This is a genomic window from Rhizobium sp. X9 (genome assembly GCF_018873185.1).
Classification (GTDB): domain Bacteria; phylum Pseudomonadota; class Alphaproteobacteria; order Rhizobiales; family Rhizobiaceae; genus Agrobacterium; species Agrobacterium oryzihabitans.
This window is the reverse complement of the sequence record NZ_CP071311.1, coordinates 990,404-1,009,004: the sequence shown is the minus strand read 5'-3', so window position 1 is coordinate 1,009,004 and position 18,601 is coordinate 990,404. Positions and strand designations below refer to the sequence as shown.

At 59.5% G+C, this 18,601-nt stretch carries 19 protein-coding genes and 1 tRNA gene; 13 read left to right on the top strand and 7 right to left on the bottom strand.

Features of this window, described 5'->3' with window-relative positions:
- Positions 1-108 precede the first annotated feature (108 nt).
- From speB to JZY08_RS04920, 3 genes are all read left to right on the top strand, one after another.
- Positions 109-1,062 (top strand): agmatinase, encoded by a 954-nt coding sequence (gene speB, locus JZY08_RS04930; protein ID WP_216331192.1) that lies wholly within the window; start codon positions 109-111, stop codon positions 1,060-1,062.
- Between the two features lie 70 nt (positions 1,063-1,132).
- A complete protein-coding gene (gene argC, locus JZY08_RS04925; RefSeq protein WP_035242589.1) occupies positions 1,133-2,065 on the top strand; it encodes an N-acetyl-gamma-glutamyl-phosphate reductase in 933 nt (310 codons plus the stop codon).
- Positions 2,062-2,907 carry an aminoglycoside phosphotransferase family protein gene (locus JZY08_RS04920; protein WP_216331190.1) on the top strand — a complete coding sequence of 282 codons (846 nt, stop codon included), beginning with the start codon at positions 2,062-2,064 and terminating at the stop codon, positions 2,905-2,907. Before argC ends, JZY08_RS04920 begins: the two co-directional genes overlap by 4 nt.
- A gap of 6 nt (positions 2,908-2,913) precedes the next feature.
- On the opposite strand, the gene JZY08_RS04915 is transcribed toward JZY08_RS04920, so the two are convergent.
- Positions 2,914-4,017 (bottom strand): COX15/CtaA family protein, encoded by a 1,104-nt coding sequence (locus tag JZY08_RS04915; protein ID WP_035242817.1) that lies wholly within the window; start codon positions 4,015-4,017, stop codon positions 2,914-2,916.
- 143 nt (positions 4,018-4,160) lie between these two features.
- Between JZY08_RS04915 and JZY08_RS04910 the strand changes: the two genes are divergently transcribed.
- On the top strand, positions 4,161-4,373 hold the full coding sequence (locus JZY08_RS04910) for a DUF2842 domain-containing protein (RefSeq protein WP_216331507.1): 213 nt from the start codon (positions 4,161-4,163) through the stop codon (positions 4,371-4,373).
- Positions 4,374-4,471: 98 nt separating this feature from the next.
- On the top strand, positions 4,472-5,704 hold the full coding sequence (gene uppA, locus JZY08_RS04905) for a polysaccharide biosynthesis GNAT family N-acetyltransferase UppA (RefSeq protein ID WP_216331188.1): 1,233 nt from the start codon (positions 4,472-4,474) through the stop codon (positions 5,702-5,704).
- Positions 5,705-5,723: 19 nt separating this feature from the next.
- Here uppA and uppB read toward each other — a convergent pair whose 3' ends face one another.
- Positions 5,724-8,009 (bottom strand): polysaccharide biosynthesis protein UppB, encoded by a 2,286-nt coding sequence (uppB, locus tag JZY08_RS04900; protein ID WP_216331186.1) that lies wholly within the window; start codon positions 8,007-8,009, stop codon positions 5,724-5,726.
- Positions 8,010-8,220: 211 nt separating this feature from the next.
- Between uppB and uppC the strand changes: the two genes are divergently transcribed.
- From uppC to JZY08_RS04870, 6 genes are all read left to right on the top strand, one after another.
- Positions 8,221-8,793 carry a polysaccharide export protein UppC gene (uppC, locus tag JZY08_RS04895; RefSeq protein WP_082184130.1) on the top strand — a complete coding sequence of 191 codons (573 nt, stop codon included), beginning with the start codon at positions 8,221-8,223 and terminating at the stop codon, positions 8,791-8,793.
- A gap of 17 nt (positions 8,794-8,810) precedes the next feature.
- The gene (uppD, locus tag JZY08_RS04890; RefSeq protein WP_216331184.1) at positions 8,811-9,953 is read left to right on the top strand and encodes a polysaccharide biosynthesis type 4 glycosyltransferase UppD; all 1,143 of its coding nucleotides are present in this window, start codon (positions 8,811-8,813) and stop codon (positions 9,951-9,953) included.
- A gap of 223 nt (positions 9,954-10,176) precedes the next feature.
- Entirely contained in the window at positions 10,177-11,730 is a 1,554-nt protein-coding gene (gene uppE / locus JZY08_RS04885) for a polysaccharide biosynthesis glycosyltransferase UppE (RefSeq protein ID WP_003496528.1), read from the top strand.
- The gene (gene uppF, locus JZY08_RS04880; protein ID WP_216331182.1) at positions 11,727-12,968 is read left to right on the top strand and encodes a polysaccharide biosynthesis O-antigen ligase family protein UppF; all 1,242 of its coding nucleotides are present in this window, start codon (positions 11,727-11,729) and stop codon (positions 12,966-12,968) included. The genes uppE and uppF overlap by 4 nt, the downstream gene beginning before the upstream one ends.
- A 77-nt stretch (positions 12,969-13,045) precedes the next feature.
- Positions 13,046-13,195: a hypothetical protein gene (locus JZY08_RS04875; protein ID WP_003496532.1), complete on the top strand. Its 150-nt coding sequence runs from the start codon at positions 13,046-13,048 to the stop codon at positions 13,193-13,195.
- A gap of 177 nt (positions 13,196-13,372) precedes the next feature.
- Positions 13,373-14,023, top strand: a complete 651-nt coding sequence (locus tag JZY08_RS04870) for a hypothetical protein (RefSeq protein WP_003496534.1) — start codon at positions 13,373-13,375, stop codon at positions 14,021-14,023.
- 75 nt (positions 14,024-14,098) lie between these two features.
- On the opposite strand, the gene JZY08_RS04865 is transcribed toward JZY08_RS04870, so the two are convergent.
- Positions 14,099-14,638: a DUF1269 domain-containing protein gene (locus JZY08_RS04865; protein WP_216331180.1), complete on the bottom strand. Its 540-nt coding sequence runs from the start codon at positions 14,636-14,638 to the stop codon at positions 14,099-14,101.
- Between the two features lie 227 nt (positions 14,639-14,865).
- Here JZY08_RS04865 and JZY08_RS04860 point away from each other — a divergent pair.
- Positions 14,866-14,942: transfer RNA gene (locus JZY08_RS04860), tRNA-Pro, on the top strand.
- 220 nt (positions 14,943-15,162) lie between these two features.
- On the top strand, positions 15,163-15,426 hold the full coding sequence (locus JZY08_RS04855; RefSeq protein WP_112496923.1) for a hypothetical protein: 264 nt from the start codon (positions 15,163-15,165) through the stop codon (positions 15,424-15,426).
- Between the two features lie 161 nt (positions 15,427-15,587).
- On the opposite strand, the gene JZY08_RS04850 is transcribed toward JZY08_RS04855, so the two are convergent.
- The 4 genes from JZY08_RS04850 to JZY08_RS04835 form a co-directional block, all read right to left on the bottom strand.
- Positions 15,588-16,202, bottom strand: coding sequence for a hypothetical protein (locus JZY08_RS04850; RefSeq protein ID WP_112521922.1), 615 nt, complete (start codon positions 16,200-16,202; stop codon positions 15,588-15,590).
- A 75-nt stretch (positions 16,203-16,277) separates the two neighbouring features.
- Complete coding sequence (locus JZY08_RS04845) at positions 16,278-17,579, bottom strand: SGNH/GDSL hydrolase family protein (protein WP_216331178.1); 1,302 nt, start codon at positions 17,577-17,579, stop codon at positions 16,278-16,280.
- A gap of 9 nt (positions 17,580-17,588) precedes the next feature.
- Positions 17,589-18,110 (bottom strand): hypothetical protein, encoded by a 522-nt coding sequence (locus JZY08_RS04840; RefSeq protein WP_216331176.1) that lies wholly within the window; start codon positions 18,108-18,110, stop codon positions 17,589-17,591.
- Position 18,111: 1 nt separating this feature from the next.
- On the bottom strand, positions 18,112-18,534 hold the full coding sequence (locus JZY08_RS04835) for a DUF5110 domain-containing protein (RefSeq protein WP_216331175.1): 423 nt from the start codon (positions 18,532-18,534) through the stop codon (positions 18,112-18,114).
- Positions 18,535-18,601 lie beyond the last annotated feature (67 nt).

Genomic DNA, 18,601 nt, shown 5'->3' with positions numbered 1-18,601 from the left:
CAGAACTTCGAAAGGCGGGGCTTCGGCTCCGCCTTTTTTCATTGTCTCCTCCCTTGTTTTTTCAGCAAGAAGACAGCAACCTCGGCGCAAATCGCAATGGGGTGATCAATGCCGTCCAAAACCATCGACCATGCCTTTACCGCCGCAGCGCTGACATCGGCTGCCACCGACCCGACCCATGCGGGCGTCCTTTCCTTCATGCGGCGCAAATATACCAAGAACCTCAAGGGCGTATCGACGGCCGTCTGGGGCATTCCTTTCGATGCGGCGACCTCCAACCGGCCGGGTGCGCGCTTCGGGCCACAGGCGATCCGCCGGGCTTCGGCAATTTTCGACAATGATCCGCAATATCCCTTCGCGCGCGATCTCTTCGCCCATATGCCGACCATTGATTACGGCGATTGCCTGCTCGACTACGGCAATCACTGGAAAACGCCCGACACGATCGAAAAGGAAGCGCGCCGGATCATCTCCAAGACGGATTATCTGCTGACGCTCGGCGGCGACCATTTCATCACCTGGCCGCTTCTGAAAGCGCATGTGGCAAAGCATGGCCCAATGGCGCTGGTGCAGTTCGATGCCCATCAGGACACCTGGTTTGACGATGGCAAGCGCATCGACCACGGTTCCTTCGTGGCACGCGCCGTGCGCGACGGCCTGATCGATGCCGACCGCTCGATCCAGATCGGCATCCGCACCCATGCGCCGGAGGATTTCGGCATCCGCATTCTCCACGGTTACGAGGTGGAGGAGATGCGGGCAAGCGACATCGCCTCGCTGATCGTCAAGCATACGGCGGGCATGCCGGCCTATCTCACCTTCGATATCGATTGCCTCGATCCAGCCTTCGCACCGGGAACCGGCACGCCTGTCGCGGGCGGACCGACCAGCGCCAAGATATTGTCCGTTCTTCGCGGGCTCGGTCAGCTCGATATTCGCGGTTCCGATGTGGTGGAAGTCGCGCCCGCTTACGACCATGCGGATATTACCGCCATTGCCGGAGCCACCGTTGCGATGTATATGCTTGGCCTGCGTGCCGAGCGGCTGGCGAAGGCTGGCTGACACAGAAAACGGCACTTACAGAACTGATTCCGATTACCCTCGCAACCCTTTGAAAAGTCAGGACAAGGACATGACAGCGAAGATCTTCATCGATGGCGAACACGGCACAACGGGTCTGCAGATCCGCACGCGCCTTGCTGATCGCCGCGATATCGAGCTGCTGTCCATTCCCGAAGCTGAGCGCCGCAATGCGGCGATGCGCGAGGATATGCTCAACAACGCCGACATTTCGATCCTCTGCCTGCCGGACGATGCCTCACGGGAAGCCGTCTCGATGGTGGCCGGAAACAACAATGTCCGCATCATCGACACCTCGACCGCCTATCGGGTTCACAAGGACTGGGCTTACGGTTTCGCCGAAATGGACAAGGAACAGGGCGAGAAGGTCCGTTCCGCCCGTTTCGTCGCCAATCCGGGCTGCTATCCGACCGGCGCCATCGGCCTCCTGCGTCCGCTGCGCGCTGGCGGCATCCTGCCGGACGGTTATCCCGTCAGCGTCAATGCGGTCTCCGGTTACACCGGCGGCGGCAAGCAGATGATTGCGCAGATGGAAGACCAGAGCCGGGACGACGCGATCAGCGCCAATAATTTCCTCTATGGCCTGACGCTCACCCACAAGCACGTGCCGGAAATGACCATTCACGGCCAGCTCGACCGTGCCCCGCTGTTTGCACCCTCCGTCGGGCGTTTCCCGCAGGGCATGATCGTGCAGGTTCCGCTGTTTGCCGCCGACCTCAAGGAAGGCACGACCATCGAGACCGTTCATGCCGCACTCAGCGAGCACTATGCCGGGCAGGACATCGTCAGCGTCGTTCCGCTTGCGGAGAGCAAGGGTCTTTCCCGCATCGATGCCGAGGAATTGGCCGGTAAGGACACGATGAAACTCTTCGTCTTCGGCACGCCGGGCGGGGAACACATCAACCTCGTGGCGCTGCTCGACAATCTCGGCAAGGGTGCATCCGGTGCGGCCGTCCAGAACATGGAATTGATGCTGTCTGCATGAACCAGCGACTCCCCTCTTTTCCGGCCTCGTGGAATATCGAGGCCGCAAAACAGATTGCCGACACGCCGGCCGGGATGGTTTACGAGGTGACGCTTGGCGATGGTTCCCTCGCGGTTGCCAAGGCGCTGAAAGACAAGGTTCTGACAGACAGCCTGCGCGGCGCGGATTTCATCGAATGGCGGGCGGGTGTCGGCTGCGTGAAGCTGCTCGACCGCTCCGACGACATCATTCTCATGGAACATGCCGGATCGGAGACGCTGCGCGACGTATTGTTCCGCGACGGCAACGACGATGCCACAACGGAAATCGCCGCCGATGTTCTCCTGCACTATCACCAGCCTTCAACACAGCCGCCACCGTCAAGCCTGCTGACGCTGCCGCAATATTTCGAAAGCCTGTTCCGCAAAGCCGAACAGGACCGCACCGACGGTATCGAGAGCCCCTATATGGAGGCCGCTTCGCTTGCCGAGGAGCTTATCGGCCACCAAAGCGACATCAGGCCTCTGCATGGCGATCTGCATCACGAGAACATCATGCGCAGTGCGCGGGGCTGGATCATCATCGACCCGGCGGGCCTGATCGGCGATGCCGCGCTCGACGTCGCCAACATGTTCTCCAATCCGCTTGATCGCTTCGATCTGACACGCAGCGAAGCGCGCATCGCCTCCATGGCGTCGATTTTTGCGAAGGCGCTCAAGCGGGACGAGCGGGTTCTTCTGCAATATGCCTTTGCCTATGGCTGCCTTTCGGCAGCCTGGCATGACGAAGACGGCAATGTGGAAGAGCGCGACAATGAACTGGCCGTTGTCGCAACCACCAAGAGTGTGCTCAGGCAGCTTTAAACGTCGTCAGTCCCTGACCTCGACGGCGACCGGTGCCGGGTATTCCCCGATGAAACCGCGCCAGTGTGCCACCGCAAAACCAAGCACGATCAGCGCCATGCCCTGATGGGCGAGCGCGACATGGATATCCACATGCATCAGCAGCGTGGTGATGCCGAGTGCTGCCTGAATGGAGACGAGCACGAAGAACAGCACGGAGCGGCGGGCATGCGGCGTGCCGGGCAAGGCGCGGGCGATGGACACCATATGCCATAGCGTGGCGGCAAACAGCGTATAGGCGCCGAGACGGTGGACGAACTGCACCGTCTTCGGGTTTTCGAAGAGGTTGATCCACCAGGGTTGCTGCAGGAAGAGGTCACCCGGCACCAGCGATCCATCCATCAGCGGCCAGGTATTGTAGGAAAGGCCGGCATTCAGCCCCGCCACCAGCGCGCCAAGATAAATCTGGAACAGACAGAGAAAGGTCAACAGTGCGGCAAAGCCCCTGCCCGTCCTTTCATCGGCCGCCTCCGGCGAATGATGCGACAGACCGCGCAATATCCACATGCAGCCCGCAAAGATGAGGCAGGCGATGGTCAGGTGCGTGGCGAGGCGATATTGCGAGACATCCGTGCGGTTGACGAGGCCGGAAGACACCATCCACCAGCCGATGAAGCCCTGAAAACCGCCAAGCGCCAGAAGGCCGACCAGCGGCAGGCGCAGGCGCTTTTCGATACGGCCGGTCAGCCAGAAGAAGGCGAGCGGCAAAGCGAAGATGAGGCCGATTGCGCGGGCAAGCAGACGATGCGCCCATTCCCACCAGAAAATCGTCTTGAACTCGTCAAGCGACATGCCCCTGTTGATTTCCTGATATTGGGGAATGCGCTTGTAGAGCTGGAATTCCTCTTCCCATTCGGCAACGGAAAGCGGTGGAATGGCGCCGTGGATCGGCTTCCATTCGGTAATAGACAGGCCGGATTCGGTGAGCCGCGTGGCGCCGCCGACGAGGACCAGACAGAAAAGCGTGAAGAGCACGACGCGCAGCCAGATGCGCAGCAGGCGGCGATCCTTCTCCTGCTTCTGCAGGGCAGCCTCCACCACCAATTCCGCAGAACCATTTGTCATCGTCATGCCGCTCGAACGCATCTTTCGGGTCTCCATCATACAGTCATGTTGATTAGCCCCAACCGGCACCACAAAACAAGGGCTGAGGGTTTGCGGCATCCGGTCGCGGCGGTATAGTCCGGCGCAGATACTCAATGACGGAAGACTTCATGCACCCTCGCCTCAGATCGCTTATCGGCACCATCGTCATCATCTGCCTCGTCGTCGTTTACGCCGTGGCGGCGACGGCCATCGCATCGGCAACGCTGGCGCAATCGCCCTGGTGGGTGCATCTCATCTATTTCGTGCTGAGCGGTCTTTTGTGGATATTGCCCGCCATGCTCGTCATCAAATGGATGGCCGGATCAAAAAAACAGGGGTAGCCGCCCTCTTTCCATGGAACATCCAGAGGTCGCAATTTTATAAACCGATTGTTTGCCGCTCAACGCTATAGTGCGATCGAAACAACCGGAGAGAGTGGATGGCGGCTGTGGGGCCGGTCATAATGAGCGAGGACAAGAAACCTGCGGCCATGCAAGGCGAGCGGCGCGGCGCCGACCGTCTGACCATCGATCTTGTCGACGATGCCTCGGTAATCCGCTCCGACTGGGAGGGGCTGGAGCGTGATCCACTTAATTCCCTGCACCAGGGTTTCGGCTGGTGCTCCATCTGGGCGCAAACGCAGGACAGCCCCCTTCTCATCATTCGCGGCAGGCAGGGTGGAAAGACGGTGTTCCTGCTGCCGCTCGAAATTGTTCAGGAAGGCGGCATCCGCAAGGCGCACTTCCCCGGTGGACGTTTCAACAATATCAATACCGGGCTTTTCGACCCGACCTTCGCCGAAGAGGCCGGGCATAAGACGGCGGCGGCCATTGCCCGCGAGGCTCGAAAACTGCTGCATGGCCGCGCGGATATTCTCGCCCTGCAGAACATACCGCTGATCTGGCGCGGCAGGGCCAACCCGCTCTCGCATCTGGCTTCGGTTGAAAACCAGAACCCCGCCTTTCAGCTTCCCCTGCTCGACAGTTTCGAAAACACCCTGCGGCAGGTCAATGCCAAGAGGCGGCGAAAGAAATTCCGTATTCAGAGCCGACGGGCCGAGGAAATGGGCGGTTATAGCCATGTGATCGCCCGTTCGCCCCAGGAAAAATGCGAATTGCTGCAGGCGTTCTTCCGCCAGAAGGCCGCTCGTTTCGCCTCTCAGGGCATTCCGGATGCCTTTCGCGATCAGACGGTGAAGAATTTTTTCAACGACCTGGCCAATTTTCCGGAAACGGGCACGGACAGCCTTCTGGAACTGCACGCCATTCGTCTGCATGGTGACAACGAAGGCGTGATCGCCGCCATAGCGGGCCTTTCGCGCAAGCAGGATCACATCATCTGCCAGTTCGGCTCGATCGATGAGGCGGTTTCAGACATCAGCCCCGGCGAATTACTGTTCTGGCTGATGATCGAAAAGGCGTGCAGGGAAAAAGCCGCGCTGTTCGATTTCGGGGTCGGCGACCAGCCTTACAAACGCAGCTGGTGTCCGCTTGCAACCGTGCAGCACGACATATTCCTGCCGGTGACACTAAAGGGCCGTGCGGCCGCCTCCGCTTATGTGGCGATTGCGAGAACGAAGACCCTGATCAAATCCAATCCGTCGCTTTATGCGTTCATCCAGCGTTTCCGCGCCGGGCGGCCACGGATGGACACGCCACCCGCCGCCGATTGAGTATCTTCTGCTGCCTGCCTCAGGCGGCGCTGAGGCGGTCGGTCCTGTGCAGGCCAGTCATCGGCAATGCCTGTTCGTAGCCGTGGGTCACCAGTTCGCTCAAAGTCTTTTCCAGCATTTCGCTATCCTTGCCGGGAACGGAAACGATGATTTCCGCCGGCAGATTGCGCAGCATCTTTTCAAGGCTCGATATCTGCACCGCACCGCATTCGACAAGAACGGTATCATAGGCATCGGACAGGGCGCTGAGGATCATTGTCAGACGGTCGATCGCGCGCATGGCTTCGCGTGGCTGCGCATTGCCGCGCGGCACGATATGGGCGTCGGAAAGCCGGTCACCGTGAATGGTTTCACCAAAGGCGGCAGCACCCGCCAGAAGGTCCATGACACCAGGCAAACCGGCATCAGGCGCCATCAGACGCGTCGGACAGGCCGATGCCGTCATGTCGACGAGGACGACCGACCGGCCCGTTTCAGACAAAGCGCGCGCCAGCATGACGGTCGTGGTGGAACCGCTATCACCGGCCGGCGACACGACGGCGGCGACGGGTTTGGCAAGCCGCGTGGCAAGGAAAGCCGCGACGGCATCGATCGAGAAGTCACCTTCGGTATCGGTCTCCTCTTCCACCGTATCTTCTGTCACGGAGGCCAGTTCCTGTGCGGCCAGTTCCCGTGCAGCCAAGGCCGGTGGGGCAGCTACAGCTGCGACCGGTATCGGCCGCTCCTCTTCTACGACGGGCTGGAAAGCCGCGGCGGGCATGGCCCGGACAGCGGGCGGCGCATCCTCGTGATGTGTTGGTGTTGGCAGAGGCTGTTCCGGCACATCCTTAGCCTCATCCTTTGCGGCAGGCGCGCGCGTGGGCGAAGGTGGATCGGACAATGGCGGCACATGGTTTTTGCCGACCGGCTTCAAGGCCCGCCCGGTGAACAGTTCCACCAGCATGACGACGATGCAGGAGAGAAGGAATGCCGCCAGCGTGACGACAATGGTGATGGCGCCGGTCTTCGGGAAATAGGGTTCGCGCGGTTCTACCGCCGCCGAGATCACACGTGCATCGGCGGGCGTGGAATCCACGGAACCGGCACGCGACGTCGCTTCGCGGTAACGGGCAAGATAGGTTTCCAGAAGCTGACGCTGGGCCGAGGCCTCACGTTCCAGATCGTTGAGACCAACCTGCTGTTCGCCGGCGCGCACGCTCTCCGTCTTCAGCACGTTCAATTGCTGAACCAATTGCCGTTCCCGCAGGCGCGACACATTGGCCTCGTTTTCGAGGCTCGCGAGCACCTTGCGTGTCTCTTCCTGAATTTGCGCCTGTATGCCGTCAAGCTGGTTGCGCAGCGCCCTGAGGCGCGGATGGCCTTCCAGCAGCGAGGACGAAAGATCGGAAATCTGGCTGCGGATACCCGTCTCGTTTTCCTTCAATCGCTGGATCGTCGGCGAGCCGACGACATCGGGAAAGGTATCGAGCGGGCGGCCGCTGGAAAGTGCGTTGCGCACGCTCTCCGCCCGCGCCTCCGCATTTGCCCTTTCACCCCGGATACGGCCAAGTTCGGTCGAGATATCGCTGAGCTGCCGGGTGGCGAGCGTTTCGCCCTGCCCGGCGGAAAGAATATCGGATGAGGCGCGATAATCCGCGACCTTTCTGTCCGCAGCCCGTACCTTTTCACGCAGATTGGCGATCTCCGGCTCCAGCCAGCGCGCCGCCTCGGTGCTCGTGTCTAGCTTCGCGCCGCTTTGCAGCGCAATGTAAGCCTTCATCATCTCGTTGGGGATGGTGGCTGCGAGCTTCGGATCCTGCGAGGAAAATTCGACGGTAATGACGCGCGAGCTTTCGACCTGATAGACCTGCAGCTTCTCGCGGAAGGCCGTGAGAATGCGCTCCTCGGGCGGCACCTGCAGCGGGTCCTTCTTGATGCCGATCGCGACCAGCAGCCCTGAGATGAGGGAGGGGCGTGCTTCGGGATCGAACTCCTCCAGCTCATAAAGCTTCATGTCCTTCGCGACCTGCTTGATGAGATCGACGGATTGCAGGATCTGCACCTGGCTGGAAACGGTCAACTCATCGAGCACGGGTTCAGCCGGCGCGTTCGACTGCTGCGAGGCGCCGAAGGAGGCGGTGCGGGATTCGATGAGGACGCGCGCCTCGCCCTTGTAAGCGGGCGACATCATGCTGGCGACAACGAAGGCTGCGCCCCCGGCCAGCAGGGTGATGGCCGCGATCCGGCCCTTGCGTTGCCATATGGCTGCGACGAGGCGCGCAAGATCGATATCCACATCCCTGTCGTCAATGCGATCGCCGTTCATGCGAACTCCGTAACCGAGGCAAGCCTCTAGCGTCCAAAATATAAATGGCCAATTTTCGCGAAGTTTAAGTGTTTCCGGTAACACAACGGTTAATCCCGACGAATCCGACGAAATAAAGCCGATATTACTATCCCTGGGGCCGGGTGTTTACCGCGCATTAACCCTAACAGAACGATAAGAATGATCAAAGATCGACTCGGAGCCAGATGAGATGCCGCTCGCCGGATCACGACATGTCACCGCACTGACGCTTGCCGTTCTGACGGCCCTTTCCGGGTGCGCGGCATATCAACCCGCGCCCAAGGCGTTTCACGAGGTCGCGTTGCAGCCCTATCACGTCGATAGCGGCGACAGGCTGCGCATCAACGTGTTCGAGCAGACGGGGCTGACGAATACCTACACGGTCGATCAGGCCGGTTACGTCGCCTTCCCCCTCGTCGGCCAGGTTCCTGCAAGGGGCAAGACGCTGCCGCAGCTCGAAGCCGCCATCGCCGCCAAATTGCGCCAGGGTTATCTGCGCGATCCTGACGTGACGATCGAAATCGACCGCTATCGTCCCGTCTTCGTGATGGGGGAAGTCGGCCGTCCCGGCCAATATTCCTACGTGCCGGGCATGACGGTGCAAAACGCCATCGCCATCGCCGGCGGCTTCACTCCGCGCGCCAATCAGGCCGATGTCGACATCACACGCAAGATCAACGCCGAGGTATTGACCGGTCGGATCGGGATCACCGCCCCGATGCTGGCGGGCGATACGGTCTATGTGCGTGAACGCTTCTTCTGAAAAACGGAGTGGCACCCATGTCGGATGACGGCCCTCCCCTGCGCATCATTCACTGTTTCCGCTCCCCGGTCGGCGGTGTCTTCCGCCATGTGCGCGATCTGATCGAAGAACATGTCAAACAGGGCCACAAGGTCGGCATCGTCTGCGACAGCTCCACCGGCGGCGCCCATGAGGAACGGCTTTTCGCGCAGATCGCCCCGATGCTGGAGCTGGGTCTCACCCGCATGCCCATCCGGCGGTCCATCAGCCCGGGCGACCTCATGGCGCTCTATAAGTCCTATAACCATATCAAAAGTTTGCGGCCGGACATTCTGCACGGGCACAGCGCCAAGGGTGGCGCATTGGCCCGGCTGATCGGCTCATTGCTGCGGGCGAACAGGTATCGCGTAGCCCGCCTCTATTCGCCGCATGGCGGCAGCCTGCATTATGACCGCAAGAGCCTGAAGGGACAGTTGTTCCTGCGGATCGAGCGGTTTCAGGAGCGTTTTACCGACGCGCTCTGTTTCGTCTGCAATTTCGAGCAGGCGACCTACGAAGCCAAGGTGGGCAAGCCGCGCACCCGCACGGCGATGATCTATAACGGCGTGCAGGAAAGCGAATTCGAAACCGTACCCGCCCGCCAGGGTGCCGCGCGCTTCCTCTATATCGGCATGCTGCGTGATCTCAAGGGGCCGGACGTGTTCATCAAGGCATTCGCCAGGATGGAGCGCAGCATCGGCCAGCCCATGTCCGGCGTGATCGTCGGCGACGGGCCGGACAGGGACAAATATGCGGCGATGATCGAAAAGGCCGGGCTTTCGCAACGCATTTCCATGCATGCCGCCATGCCCGCCAGACAGGCTTTCGCGCTGGCGCCGACAGTGGTGGTTCCTTCGCGCGCCGAGGCCATGCCCTATATCGTGCTGGAAGCGCTCGCAGCGGGCAAAACCGTCATCGCTTCGCATGTCGGCGGCATCGCCGAGGTTCTGGGAGAAGACAGCGAGGCGCTCGTTCCGGCCGGAGATGCCGATGCGCTGGCGCAGATCATGGTCAAGGACGTCGAAAACGACGACTGGGCAAAACGGGTGATGCCGCACCCCGACAGCTTCAAGGCGAAATTTTCAACCCCGGTGATGGCCAGTGACATGATGAAACTCTATCGCGACCTGCTTTCGCTCTAGAAACGTTTTAAAAACACGATTTTTAATTGTATATTCCGCTTTCCTGTAGAAAGTCATCATAAACGTTTCTTAGCATGTTTGGGCTAGTTTCCTGCTCGTAGAGTGCGTGCATCCTTCCGGATGTCACACGAGGACGCTCTACCACTTTGAAGTTGCGCATCGTTCCTGTCGAAGACCGATTCCGGTTTTCGGGCCGATGCGCTAGAGGGTGCGGACCAAAGCAATGACCAAGGCTGACAAGGACAGACTGCAATTCGATCTGGCGTCTTTGCGCAAGCAAATCTCCGAGCGCGAGGCCGGGGAGCCGTCAGCGCCGGAAACTGTCGTTCTCAATCCGCTGGCGCGGCAGATTGCCAACCAGCTGCGCGCCGGCAACCATTCGCCGAACATGGTGATCGGCCAGTTGCGGCTTTTGGAATTTTCGATGCTTGTGGTCATCGCCGCCATCGTCAACGGTATCGCGGCCGATCGGGGTCTCGAAACCTTTCTGGCGGTTTTCGGCGGCGGCGTTTTGGGGGCAGCGCTCTGCGTGTTCCTTCTGCAGGCGGGAGATTGCTACCAGCTTCCAACGCTGCGCACGCCGCTTAAAATGTTCGCCCGCATTCAGGGCGCCGTCTGCCTGTCCTTCGTCGGTGTCGCCTGTTTCCTTCTCGTCCTTTTCCCGGATGCGCTGCATTCGTGGCAGGCCTTCGGCATCTGGTACGCCACGAGCGCGATTGCGATTTTCACCGGACGGCTGATCCTCGGCTTTGCCATTCGCCACTGGGGGCGCAACGGTGTCATGGAGCGCCGCGCCGTCATCGTTGGCGGCGGCGATACGGCGAAAGACCTCATCCGCTCCCTGGAACAGCAATCGGACAATGATATCCGCATCTGCGGCATTTTCGACGACCGAAAAAGCGAGCGTTCCCCCGAAGTCGTTGCAGGTTATCCCAAACTCGGCACCTTCGCGGAGCTGGTCGAATTTGCACGCCTGACGAAGCTTGACATGCTGATCATAGCCCTGCCGCTCAGCGCCGAGGCGCGCATTCTCCAGCTGCTGCGCAAGCTCTGGGTGCTGCCGGTCGATATCCGCATCGCGGCGCACGCCAATAAATTGCGCTTCCGCCCGCGCGCCTATTCGCATGTCGGCAATGTTCCGATGCTCGATGTGTTCGACAAGCCCATACGCGACTGGGATTCGGTGGCAAAACGGGTGTTCGACATCATTTTCAGCCTTATCGGCATTGCCCTGCTCTGGCCGGTGATGCTGGGCGCGGGGATCGCCGTCAAGGCGACGTCCAAGGGCCCCGTCCTCTTCAAGCAGAAACGTCACGGCTTCAACAATGAGACAATCAATGTCTGGAAGTTCCGCTCCATGTATACGGAACTCAGCGATCCGACGGCGAAGAAGGCCGTCACGAAGAACGATCCACGCGTCACGCCTGTCGGCCGGTTCCTGCGCAAATCCTCGATTGACGAGTTGCCGCAGCTTTTCAACGTGCTTTACGGCGACCTTTCTCTGGTCGGACCACGCCCCCACGCGGTCCATGCCCAGACGGGCGATCTGAAATATACCGAAGTAGTGGAGCATTATTTCGCACGCCACAAGGTCAAGCCCGGCGTTACCGGCTGGGCGCAGATCAATGGTTGGCGCGGTGAAATCGACCATGGCGACAAGATCAAGTTCCGCACGGAATACGATCTTTATTACATCGAGAACTGGTCGCTGTTCTTCGATCTCAAGATCCTGTTCCTGACGCCGATACGCCTGCTCAAATCGGAAAACGCCTATTGACCCACACCGGTTACCAGCACGCACCGGACTTCGACGCGCCGCTTGCCGCCATGCGGCTGGTTGGCGCGTTCTTCATTGCTTTCGGCGTGTTTCTTTCCGGTTTCGTGATCTCGGAGCCCGCGCCATACGAGCTGATGATGGTGGGACAGGTGGCGATCTGGTTCCTGCTCGGCCTGCGGCTTTCGCGCACCGTCGTGCTGCTTCTGTGCATGTTGCTCGCTTTCAACGTCGGCGGTTATCTTTCGCTCACCACCATGGCCGATCTGGACGAGGGGCCGCTTTATCTGGCCGTATCAACCTTTCTGGCGCTGACTTCGGTTTTTTATGCGGCGATCATCGAGGACAAGCATCAGCGGCTGCTCCTGATTTTCCGGGCCTGGCTCGCAGCCGCGCTGATTACCTCCCTGCTCGGCATTATCGGATATTTCCACGCCATTCCCGGTTTCGAGGTCTTCACCCTTTACGATCGCGCCAAGGGCGCTTTTCAGGACCCCAACGTCTTCGGTCCCTTTCTGGTGACACCGTCGCTTTACCTGATCTACGGCCTGCTGACCGGCAAGGCGATGCATGCGCCGTGGCGGATCATCGGCCTGCTCATCCTGTCGCTCGGCGTCTTCCTGTCGTTTTCGCGCGCGGCCTGGGGCCTATTCCTGTTTTCGGCGGTCCTTCTGGTTTTCGTCATGCTGCTGAAGGAGCGCACCGCCGCGTTCCGTCTGAAAATCCTCGTGCTGTTTCTTGTCGCCGTCGCCTTGATGGTTGCGGCCGTCATCATCGCGCTGCAGTTCAAGCAGGTGGCGGATCTGTTCTCCAGTCGCGCCTCGGCGGTGCAATCCTATGATGGCGGCCATCTCGGGCGTTTTGCCCGCCATTATCTCGGCTTCCTGATGGCGATGGAGCATCCGCTCGGCATCGGGCCGCTGGTCTTCGACAATATCTTTCCCGCTGCCGAACATAATATCTGGCTGAAAAGCCTGACGACGCATGGCTGGTTCGGTTTCGTGATCTATCTCACGCTGATCTGCTGGACCATCGCCGCCGGCTTCCGGCACCTCTTGCGCCAGCGGCCGTGGCAGCCATTCCTGATCATTGCCTGGGTGACCTTCGTCGGTCATGTGATGATCGGCGCCGTCATCGATACTGACCACTGGCGGCATTTCTTCCTGCTGCTCGGCATATTGTGGGGATGCATGGCGCTCGAAAAACGCGAAAGCCTGCGCCGTCGCAGAAGCAATTCCTAAAATACTTACCGTTACGGAACCCTGCGCTATTTCATGCGTTTAGCCCCCGATTATGTTGTCAAACGGGGAGACATCTTATGACGCAGACCAATAATCTCTATCTCATCATCGGCGCACTTCTGGTGGTCCTTGTCGGCCTTGGAGCCTATGTCTGGCACGAGGAGAGCAAGCCGAAGGGGATTGAGATGAATATCGGGCCGAACGGCGTTTCCGTTCAGGAAAATTAAGACGCAAGCGTCGCGCAAAGTCCGGCCATTAGACCGGGTGCAATCCAAGCCAGAAACGGCGCGGAATGCACCCGGTCTTCTTATGAGAGAGGACGAAAAGGCGGGATCGAGGATCCATGCCGAGCCGGTTCGGTACGAATGATGCGTATCGGGGCCGATCATGGAACAGTTAGAAAAATGGTCTCCTCCATCGACCTTTCCACACGCCTCACCGCCACCAAACTGGCCCTCAAGGCCATCAGGGAGCAGGAAGACAATTCCGCGGCGACCTCTTCTTCCTCGTCGCCAAGGACGGCACTGCTGGCCTCCTACGGGGTCGACACATCATCCTCTTCCACCAATACCAGGCTGACGCAGCTTCTGGCGCAATATGGGCAGGCCTCCGGCGACGATACGAAAACCGACGATACGGACACACAGGTGTCTTCCGGTGACATTACCCAGGCCGATTTCATGAAGAACCTGAAAGAGACCCTGGAAGAACTGTCCAAGGACGCGGACAAGGCTGCGCAGGCCAAGGCGATGCTCGAAGCGCTTAAAGAGGGAACGCTGACCGTCTCCGATCCGGCGGAAGGAGTACAGATCAAAGCCTGGGATGTCGAGACCGACAAAAAAACCACCTCGAAACCGGCAACCGAAATCGCCACCACGGGCTGGAGCGACTTTCTGAAAGATCATCTCAAACGCGACGGCTCGGCCTATGCCAAGAGTTCTGGTGGCGCCTATGTTGATCGCATTTCCGGGGATAGTGCATTTTTTGGCAGCGTCGGCAGCCGTTATTATTATCTGACCTGGCCTCAGGCGAAAAATGGCACGCTGACGCTATAAGCAGCCGCTTCCAGATTACCTCAAGAAATGGCTGCGGCATCGATCATGCCGCAGCGTTTTTCTCTTTCTGCCCGCTCAGGCAGCGGGTGCGGCGGCGGGCTGTTCGGTTCCGCCAGACAGCGCCTTTTGCAGCTGCGCTTCCTGCTCTGGTGAAAGCGACGTCTTGATGACGCGTCCGCGCAGCCCTTCCAGTTCCGCCAGCACCTTTTCCGGCTGCACCTTGCGGATCAGCACGAACAGCGCAGACGAACCGTTGGGAATGGTCTCGCCAAGCGATTTGATGAAATCGTCATCGATGCCGAAATCCGTCAGCGAACCCGCAAGCGCGCCCGTACCCGCGCCAATGGCGCCGCCGATCGCAAATCCCGCCAGCGGATTGAGGAACAGCAGGCCAACAAGGCCGCCCCAGAGGCCGCCGGAAAGGAAGCCGGAGCTCGCGCCAAGCGCCGTCAGATTGACGCTCTGTTTCAGATGCACCTTGCCGTTTTCATCTCGAACCACGACCACGGCGTCTTCCAGATCGACCAGATACTCCTTTTTCAGGCTGGCAAGCTTCAGAAGGACGCGGTCGGCCTCTTCCGTTCCATCAAAACCAACAACGACGAGTTCAGACATATTTATCTCCCTGAGTTTCAGTTCCGCTGGGTTTGAACGCCGAAGACTACGGCAGGTTCCGGTCATGATGGAAAGATGATGTGTCAGGCATTTGACGCGGCACGCAATAATAGGCGGCGCCGTGCAGTCCCCTTCCCCGCCGGCCCACATCCTTTGTTCCTTTTTTTGAGAAAAGGCGATTTTCCGCTTGCGCCCTAACAGGCTTATATATAAACGGCTTTCAGGTTCGGAGCGTAGCGCAGCCCGGTAGCGCACTTGACTGGGGGTCAAGGGGTCGTGGGTTCGAATCCCGCCGCTCCGACCATTAATTCAAAGACTTGAGGCTTCCCCCACCCTCAAGCAGTTTACACGAAAAGAACCGGTTTACAGTTGCTGTTCACCAAGGGTTCTTTTCCGCGCTGGGCGGCGCGCTCCATGTCATGCGGCAAAACGAAACTCTGTCACCGGAGGGAAAGCCCGTGCGCGATGAAACGAAATACCAACGCAGACATGAGTGGCTACGGACGTGGCCGGGAGAGCGAGCCTTGAACGGCGAACTGCTCAACGACTTCGTATGCATTGTCGAGGGGGAGATTGTCGGCCGTATCTCTGATCAAGAGACCGGACCGATGCGCGGCACCTACAAATGGGATGGAGGGCACTCAAGGCGCATCAAGGTCAAGGTGCTTCCACAGGGCGGCTATGCGCCAGACGTGCACGAGGCGGCACGGAAGGTGGAAGAGCACTATGACCGTGTGAGAGAAGCGGCTGGGCTGCCGCCTGTCGTTGGTGTAAGGGTGAAGGCATGAGTGACCAGACGAAAGCCGGAGACGGCATACACGAGAACCACTGGTGCGAGCATCCGAACTGCACGCGCTGGGGCGGTTTTGGCTTCAGCCGGTCGAAGGGTGAGAAATCATCCTGGCATTGCCTTGAGCATTACCCGGAGCGGGGCATGTTTAAATCCGCATCAGCTTCCCGGTGAAGGCTTTTCGCGCTCCATGCGGTCTACCCGCTGGCGAAGGTCAAGGATCACGTCACGGGCGCCGTACACGCTACTCTGGGCCTGCTTAAGCTCATCGATCTGGCGCTGCTGGTCAGAATCAGTATTCGTCTGGCTCGTCCACACCCGCTCAAGCTCGGCGCGAGGCACTTGGGCATCGCGGACTTCTTTGACCGAGTTTTCCATTCTGGCCCGATCCTCAGCGCCTCGAGCGGTGCGCCATTCCATTTCCTTCTGCGTCACCATCTTGTCGACCACAGCGGTGATTGCCAGCTGCGATGTCTCAGCATTCTTCGCCACGATCAGGTCAAGCCGATCCTGCCCCTTGCTGAGGCTGTTGTAGAAGAACGCCCCGCCGGTCGCGAGAACCGTGAAACAGACGCCGGCAGCCGCCCAGATAACCGGCCACTGCGTTTTGCTCGAGTTGCGAAGCTCGTTCGACAGCTGGGAAATGCTGGTGTTGATCGTCTGGAACCCGGTGTTCATGTTCGACCGGAGATCGACTATGTCTTTGCCCTGGTTCTCGACCCGCTCGGATAATCGGGCATATTGGGCCATCGGATCGAAGCCGTTGCTGCTCATCTCTTGGTTTCCTGCCATTATCCCAGCCTGCATGCGAGTAAAAGAAAGCCCCGGCCATAGGTCGAGGGTGATGTGTCAGGCGCCTATGAGCGCACGCCATTTGGTATTGAAATAGTAGCCAAGCCCGACATGCCCGTGCGTGGCATCACCCCGATATGGATGAGTGTTGTCGGTCGAAATCCAATCGGTATAGGTGGTGTCCTTGATCAGCGCCGTGGCATAGTTCGGGCTGACGGGGATGAAGTAGGCCTTCTTCTCGCCAGCCGCGACCCACGAATCAAACTCGGCCTTGATATCAGCCTCTGCAACAATGGTATTGCTGCTGTCATTCGTGACGCCACTGCCGCCGCAGCACCCATGAATTAGAATGACGGCGTTGGGTTGATACTGTCGAGCCTTTTGCCACGCAGCGCGTGCGTTAGCTCTCATCGTAGGCCGATCTAGCCCTTTGTCGTTGTAAGGGCCGCCAAATGCGACGAGATCATAGGTATCGTCAGCGATCCAGTAATCCATCTGGCCAACGATATTCTGTGCGCCTGCTGAAGCTGTGTAGCCCGTACCGCCAAGGGCAGAGTTGCGGAAGTCGTAGCCGTTGAGCTTGCAGAATACCTGGAAATGCCCATCCCATGCCGCGAACCGATCCACACCAGCCGCGTCCTTCGTCCATGTGCCTGCGGTGTATTTGCCCATCAGCAAGCTTTCTTCAAAGCTGGTGCCGACAACGACAGCCTTGGGGCGGCGCGTTGGCTCCACGAGAACCGCACCGGTGTTCATCCGAATGCCGTCAACCGGCTGACCGGAGCCTATCTCTATTTCGATTTCGTGAGTGCCAGGCGATCCCCACGCAAGCTGTATATATCCGTTACTGGTGCCATTTATCGCGAAGCCATCGCGTGCGATAAATTGACCGTCAACGATGAACCGGCACGGCTGATTAGCAGAGGTGTTCGGAGTGCGTATTTCAAATGTCTGTAGACCGGTCGCCTTCATCCGGATGTTGATGTTGTTCATCCTGTCATTACCGTCAGCCGGAACGACGGGAGTGGTGGTCAGGCCTCCAACTGAGGTTTTAAGGTTCCCATCCCCGCGCGGCGAGACGCTGAGATGCGATTCCCATGTCCGCTTAGAGGTCGTGTGCTTGAACAGCTTGCCACTGGTCTTGTAGATCAGCGCGCTTTCGGTGATGCCGATAGCTGCCTGTAACGCCGCATTGGTAGTTGCGTTGAACGTCACCGTCGGCGGCGATGCGAGATCGGGCAACTCCATGGGATTGTTGCCCTTTGCCGCAATAGAGGCCGCGAGCAACGCTGGCATCGTGCTTATGTTGGCAGACGGCGGCACCAGCGGCCAGTTATTCAAGATCGCGCGAGATACCATTGGTCTATCCTATGAAGGGCGGCGGGCGAAGCAGTTGACGTAGACGCCAGCGGGAGCGAAGCCGAACAGCGTCAAGACGAGACCGAGCAGCGCCGTGGCGAGAAGTGGGAGCGTGATGGACTTGGCGACCTGTTGGACAACGATGGTTGCGCTGTTGACGGAGACGCTGCCCTCAAGAACTGTGGCCACATTTATGTAGGAAGAACCGGCCGGGGTCTCGGCTGTCGCGTCAATGACAGGCGCGACATCGAAAGGCGTTGCAAATGTCCATGTTGCCTGCCCGCTTGAGCCGACAATCTGGATACGCTTGGCCTGCACGTTGCTCATGTGGGTGTGGCCCTCAAGCGCATACTTGGTGCCGGTTCCCTTGGAGTTTGCATCTCCGATCATGGGCGGTGCGGCAGTTGCTGGCTGAGGAATGGCAGATGCATCCGCCTTGCTGCTGATCGCGCTCTCCGCTGAGCTGAGACGAGCCGACAGAGCATCAAGCGCTGCTTGGCCCACCGCAGTTGCATACCCGACCGCGCTCATGTCAGAGGCCTCCCAGAACCGAGTTCATGGGTGCAGGCGTTCCGCCGCTGATCGCAACGCGCAGGACAGAGCCTTGGGCAACGCCGATCGCAACCGATCCCGTGGCAGTGAGCGTCACGTCAGCGGTGTTGGCCGCATTGCGGACCGGGTACCAAGTCGCGCCATCAAGCCCGAGATACTGCAGCGTGGCCGTGGCACCGTTCCAGTTGGCCGATTCCGCGCGCCAGATATAATCGCCGCCGGAGATCGGTCCGACCTGCGAGCCTGTCGCAGTGGCCCCGGCAAGCAGCGTGTATTGGCGTTTTTCAGAGAACGAGGAAGCCTGCCCAGTCGCCGGGTCTATTGGCACAATGCCGACAAGATCAGCCGTCCTGCTGAAATTGCCCTGCTTGTAGTTGAAGGTGTCGCCGTTGGGTTCAAGCATGTCAGTGTCCTTTCTTGATTACCAGCAGCCCTGTTTGGCGCCGTGTGCGTTGTGTGCTGCGACCTGA

Bases quoted from the DNA above. Each gene is read 5' to 3' on its own strand.
- speB (WP_216331192.1), top strand. From the start codon at position 109: ATGCCGTCCAAAACCATCGACCATGCCTTTACCGCCGCAGCGCTGACA.
- argC (WP_035242589.1), top strand. From the start codon at position 1,133: ATGACAGCGAAGATCTTCATCGATGGCGAACACGGCACAACGGGTCTG.
- JZY08_RS04920 (WP_216331190.1), top strand. From the start codon at position 2,062: ATGAACCAGCGACTCCCCTCTTTTCCGGCCTCGTGGAATATCGAGGCC.
- JZY08_RS04915 (WP_035242817.1), bottom strand. From the start codon at position 4,017: ATGACGATGACAAATGGTTCTGCGGAATTGGTGGTGGAGGCTGCCCTG.
- JZY08_RS04910 (WP_216331507.1), top strand. From the start codon at position 4,161: ATGCACCCTCGCCTCAGATCGCTTATCGGCACCATCGTCATCATCTGC.
- uppA (WP_216331188.1), top strand. From the start codon at position 4,472: ATGGCGGCTGTGGGGCCGGTCATAATGAGCGAGGACAAGAAACCTGCG.
- uppB (WP_216331186.1), bottom strand. From the start codon at position 8,009: ATGAACGGCGATCGCATTGACGACAGGGATGTGGATATCGATCTTGCG.
- uppC (WP_082184130.1), top strand. From the start codon at position 8,221: ATGCCGCTCGCCGGATCACGACATGTCACCGCACTGACGCTTGCCGTT.
- uppD (WP_216331184.1), top strand. From the start codon at position 8,811: ATGTCGGATGACGGCCCTCCCCTGCGCATCATTCACTGTTTCCGCTCC.
- uppE (WP_003496528.1), top strand. From the start codon at position 10,177: ATGACCAAGGCTGACAAGGACAGACTGCAATTCGATCTGGCGTCTTTG.
- JZY08_RS04875 (WP_003496532.1), top strand. From the start codon at position 13,046: ATGACGCAGACCAATAATCTCTATCTCATCATCGGCGCACTTCTGGTG.
- JZY08_RS04870 (WP_003496534.1), top strand. From the start codon at position 13,373: ATGGTCTCCTCCATCGACCTTTCCACACGCCTCACCGCCACCAAACTG.
- JZY08_RS04865 (WP_216331180.1), bottom strand. From the start codon at position 14,638: ATGTCTGAACTCGTCGTTGTTGGTTTTGATGGAACGGAAGAGGCCGAC.
- JZY08_RS04850 (WP_112521922.1), bottom strand. From the start codon at position 16,202: ATGAGCAGCAACGGCTTCGATCCGATGGCCCAATATGCCCGATTATCC.
- JZY08_RS04845 (WP_216331178.1), bottom strand. From the start codon at position 17,579: ATGGTATCTCGCGCGATCTTGAATAACTGGCCGCTGGTGCCGCCGTCT.
- JZY08_RS04840 (WP_216331176.1), bottom strand. From the start codon at position 18,110: ATGAGCGCGGTCGGGTATGCAACTGCGGTGGGCCAAGCAGCGCTTGAT.
- JZY08_RS04835 (WP_216331175.1), bottom strand. From the start codon at position 18,534: ATGCTTGAACCCAACGGCGACACCTTCAACTACAAGCAGGGCAATTTC.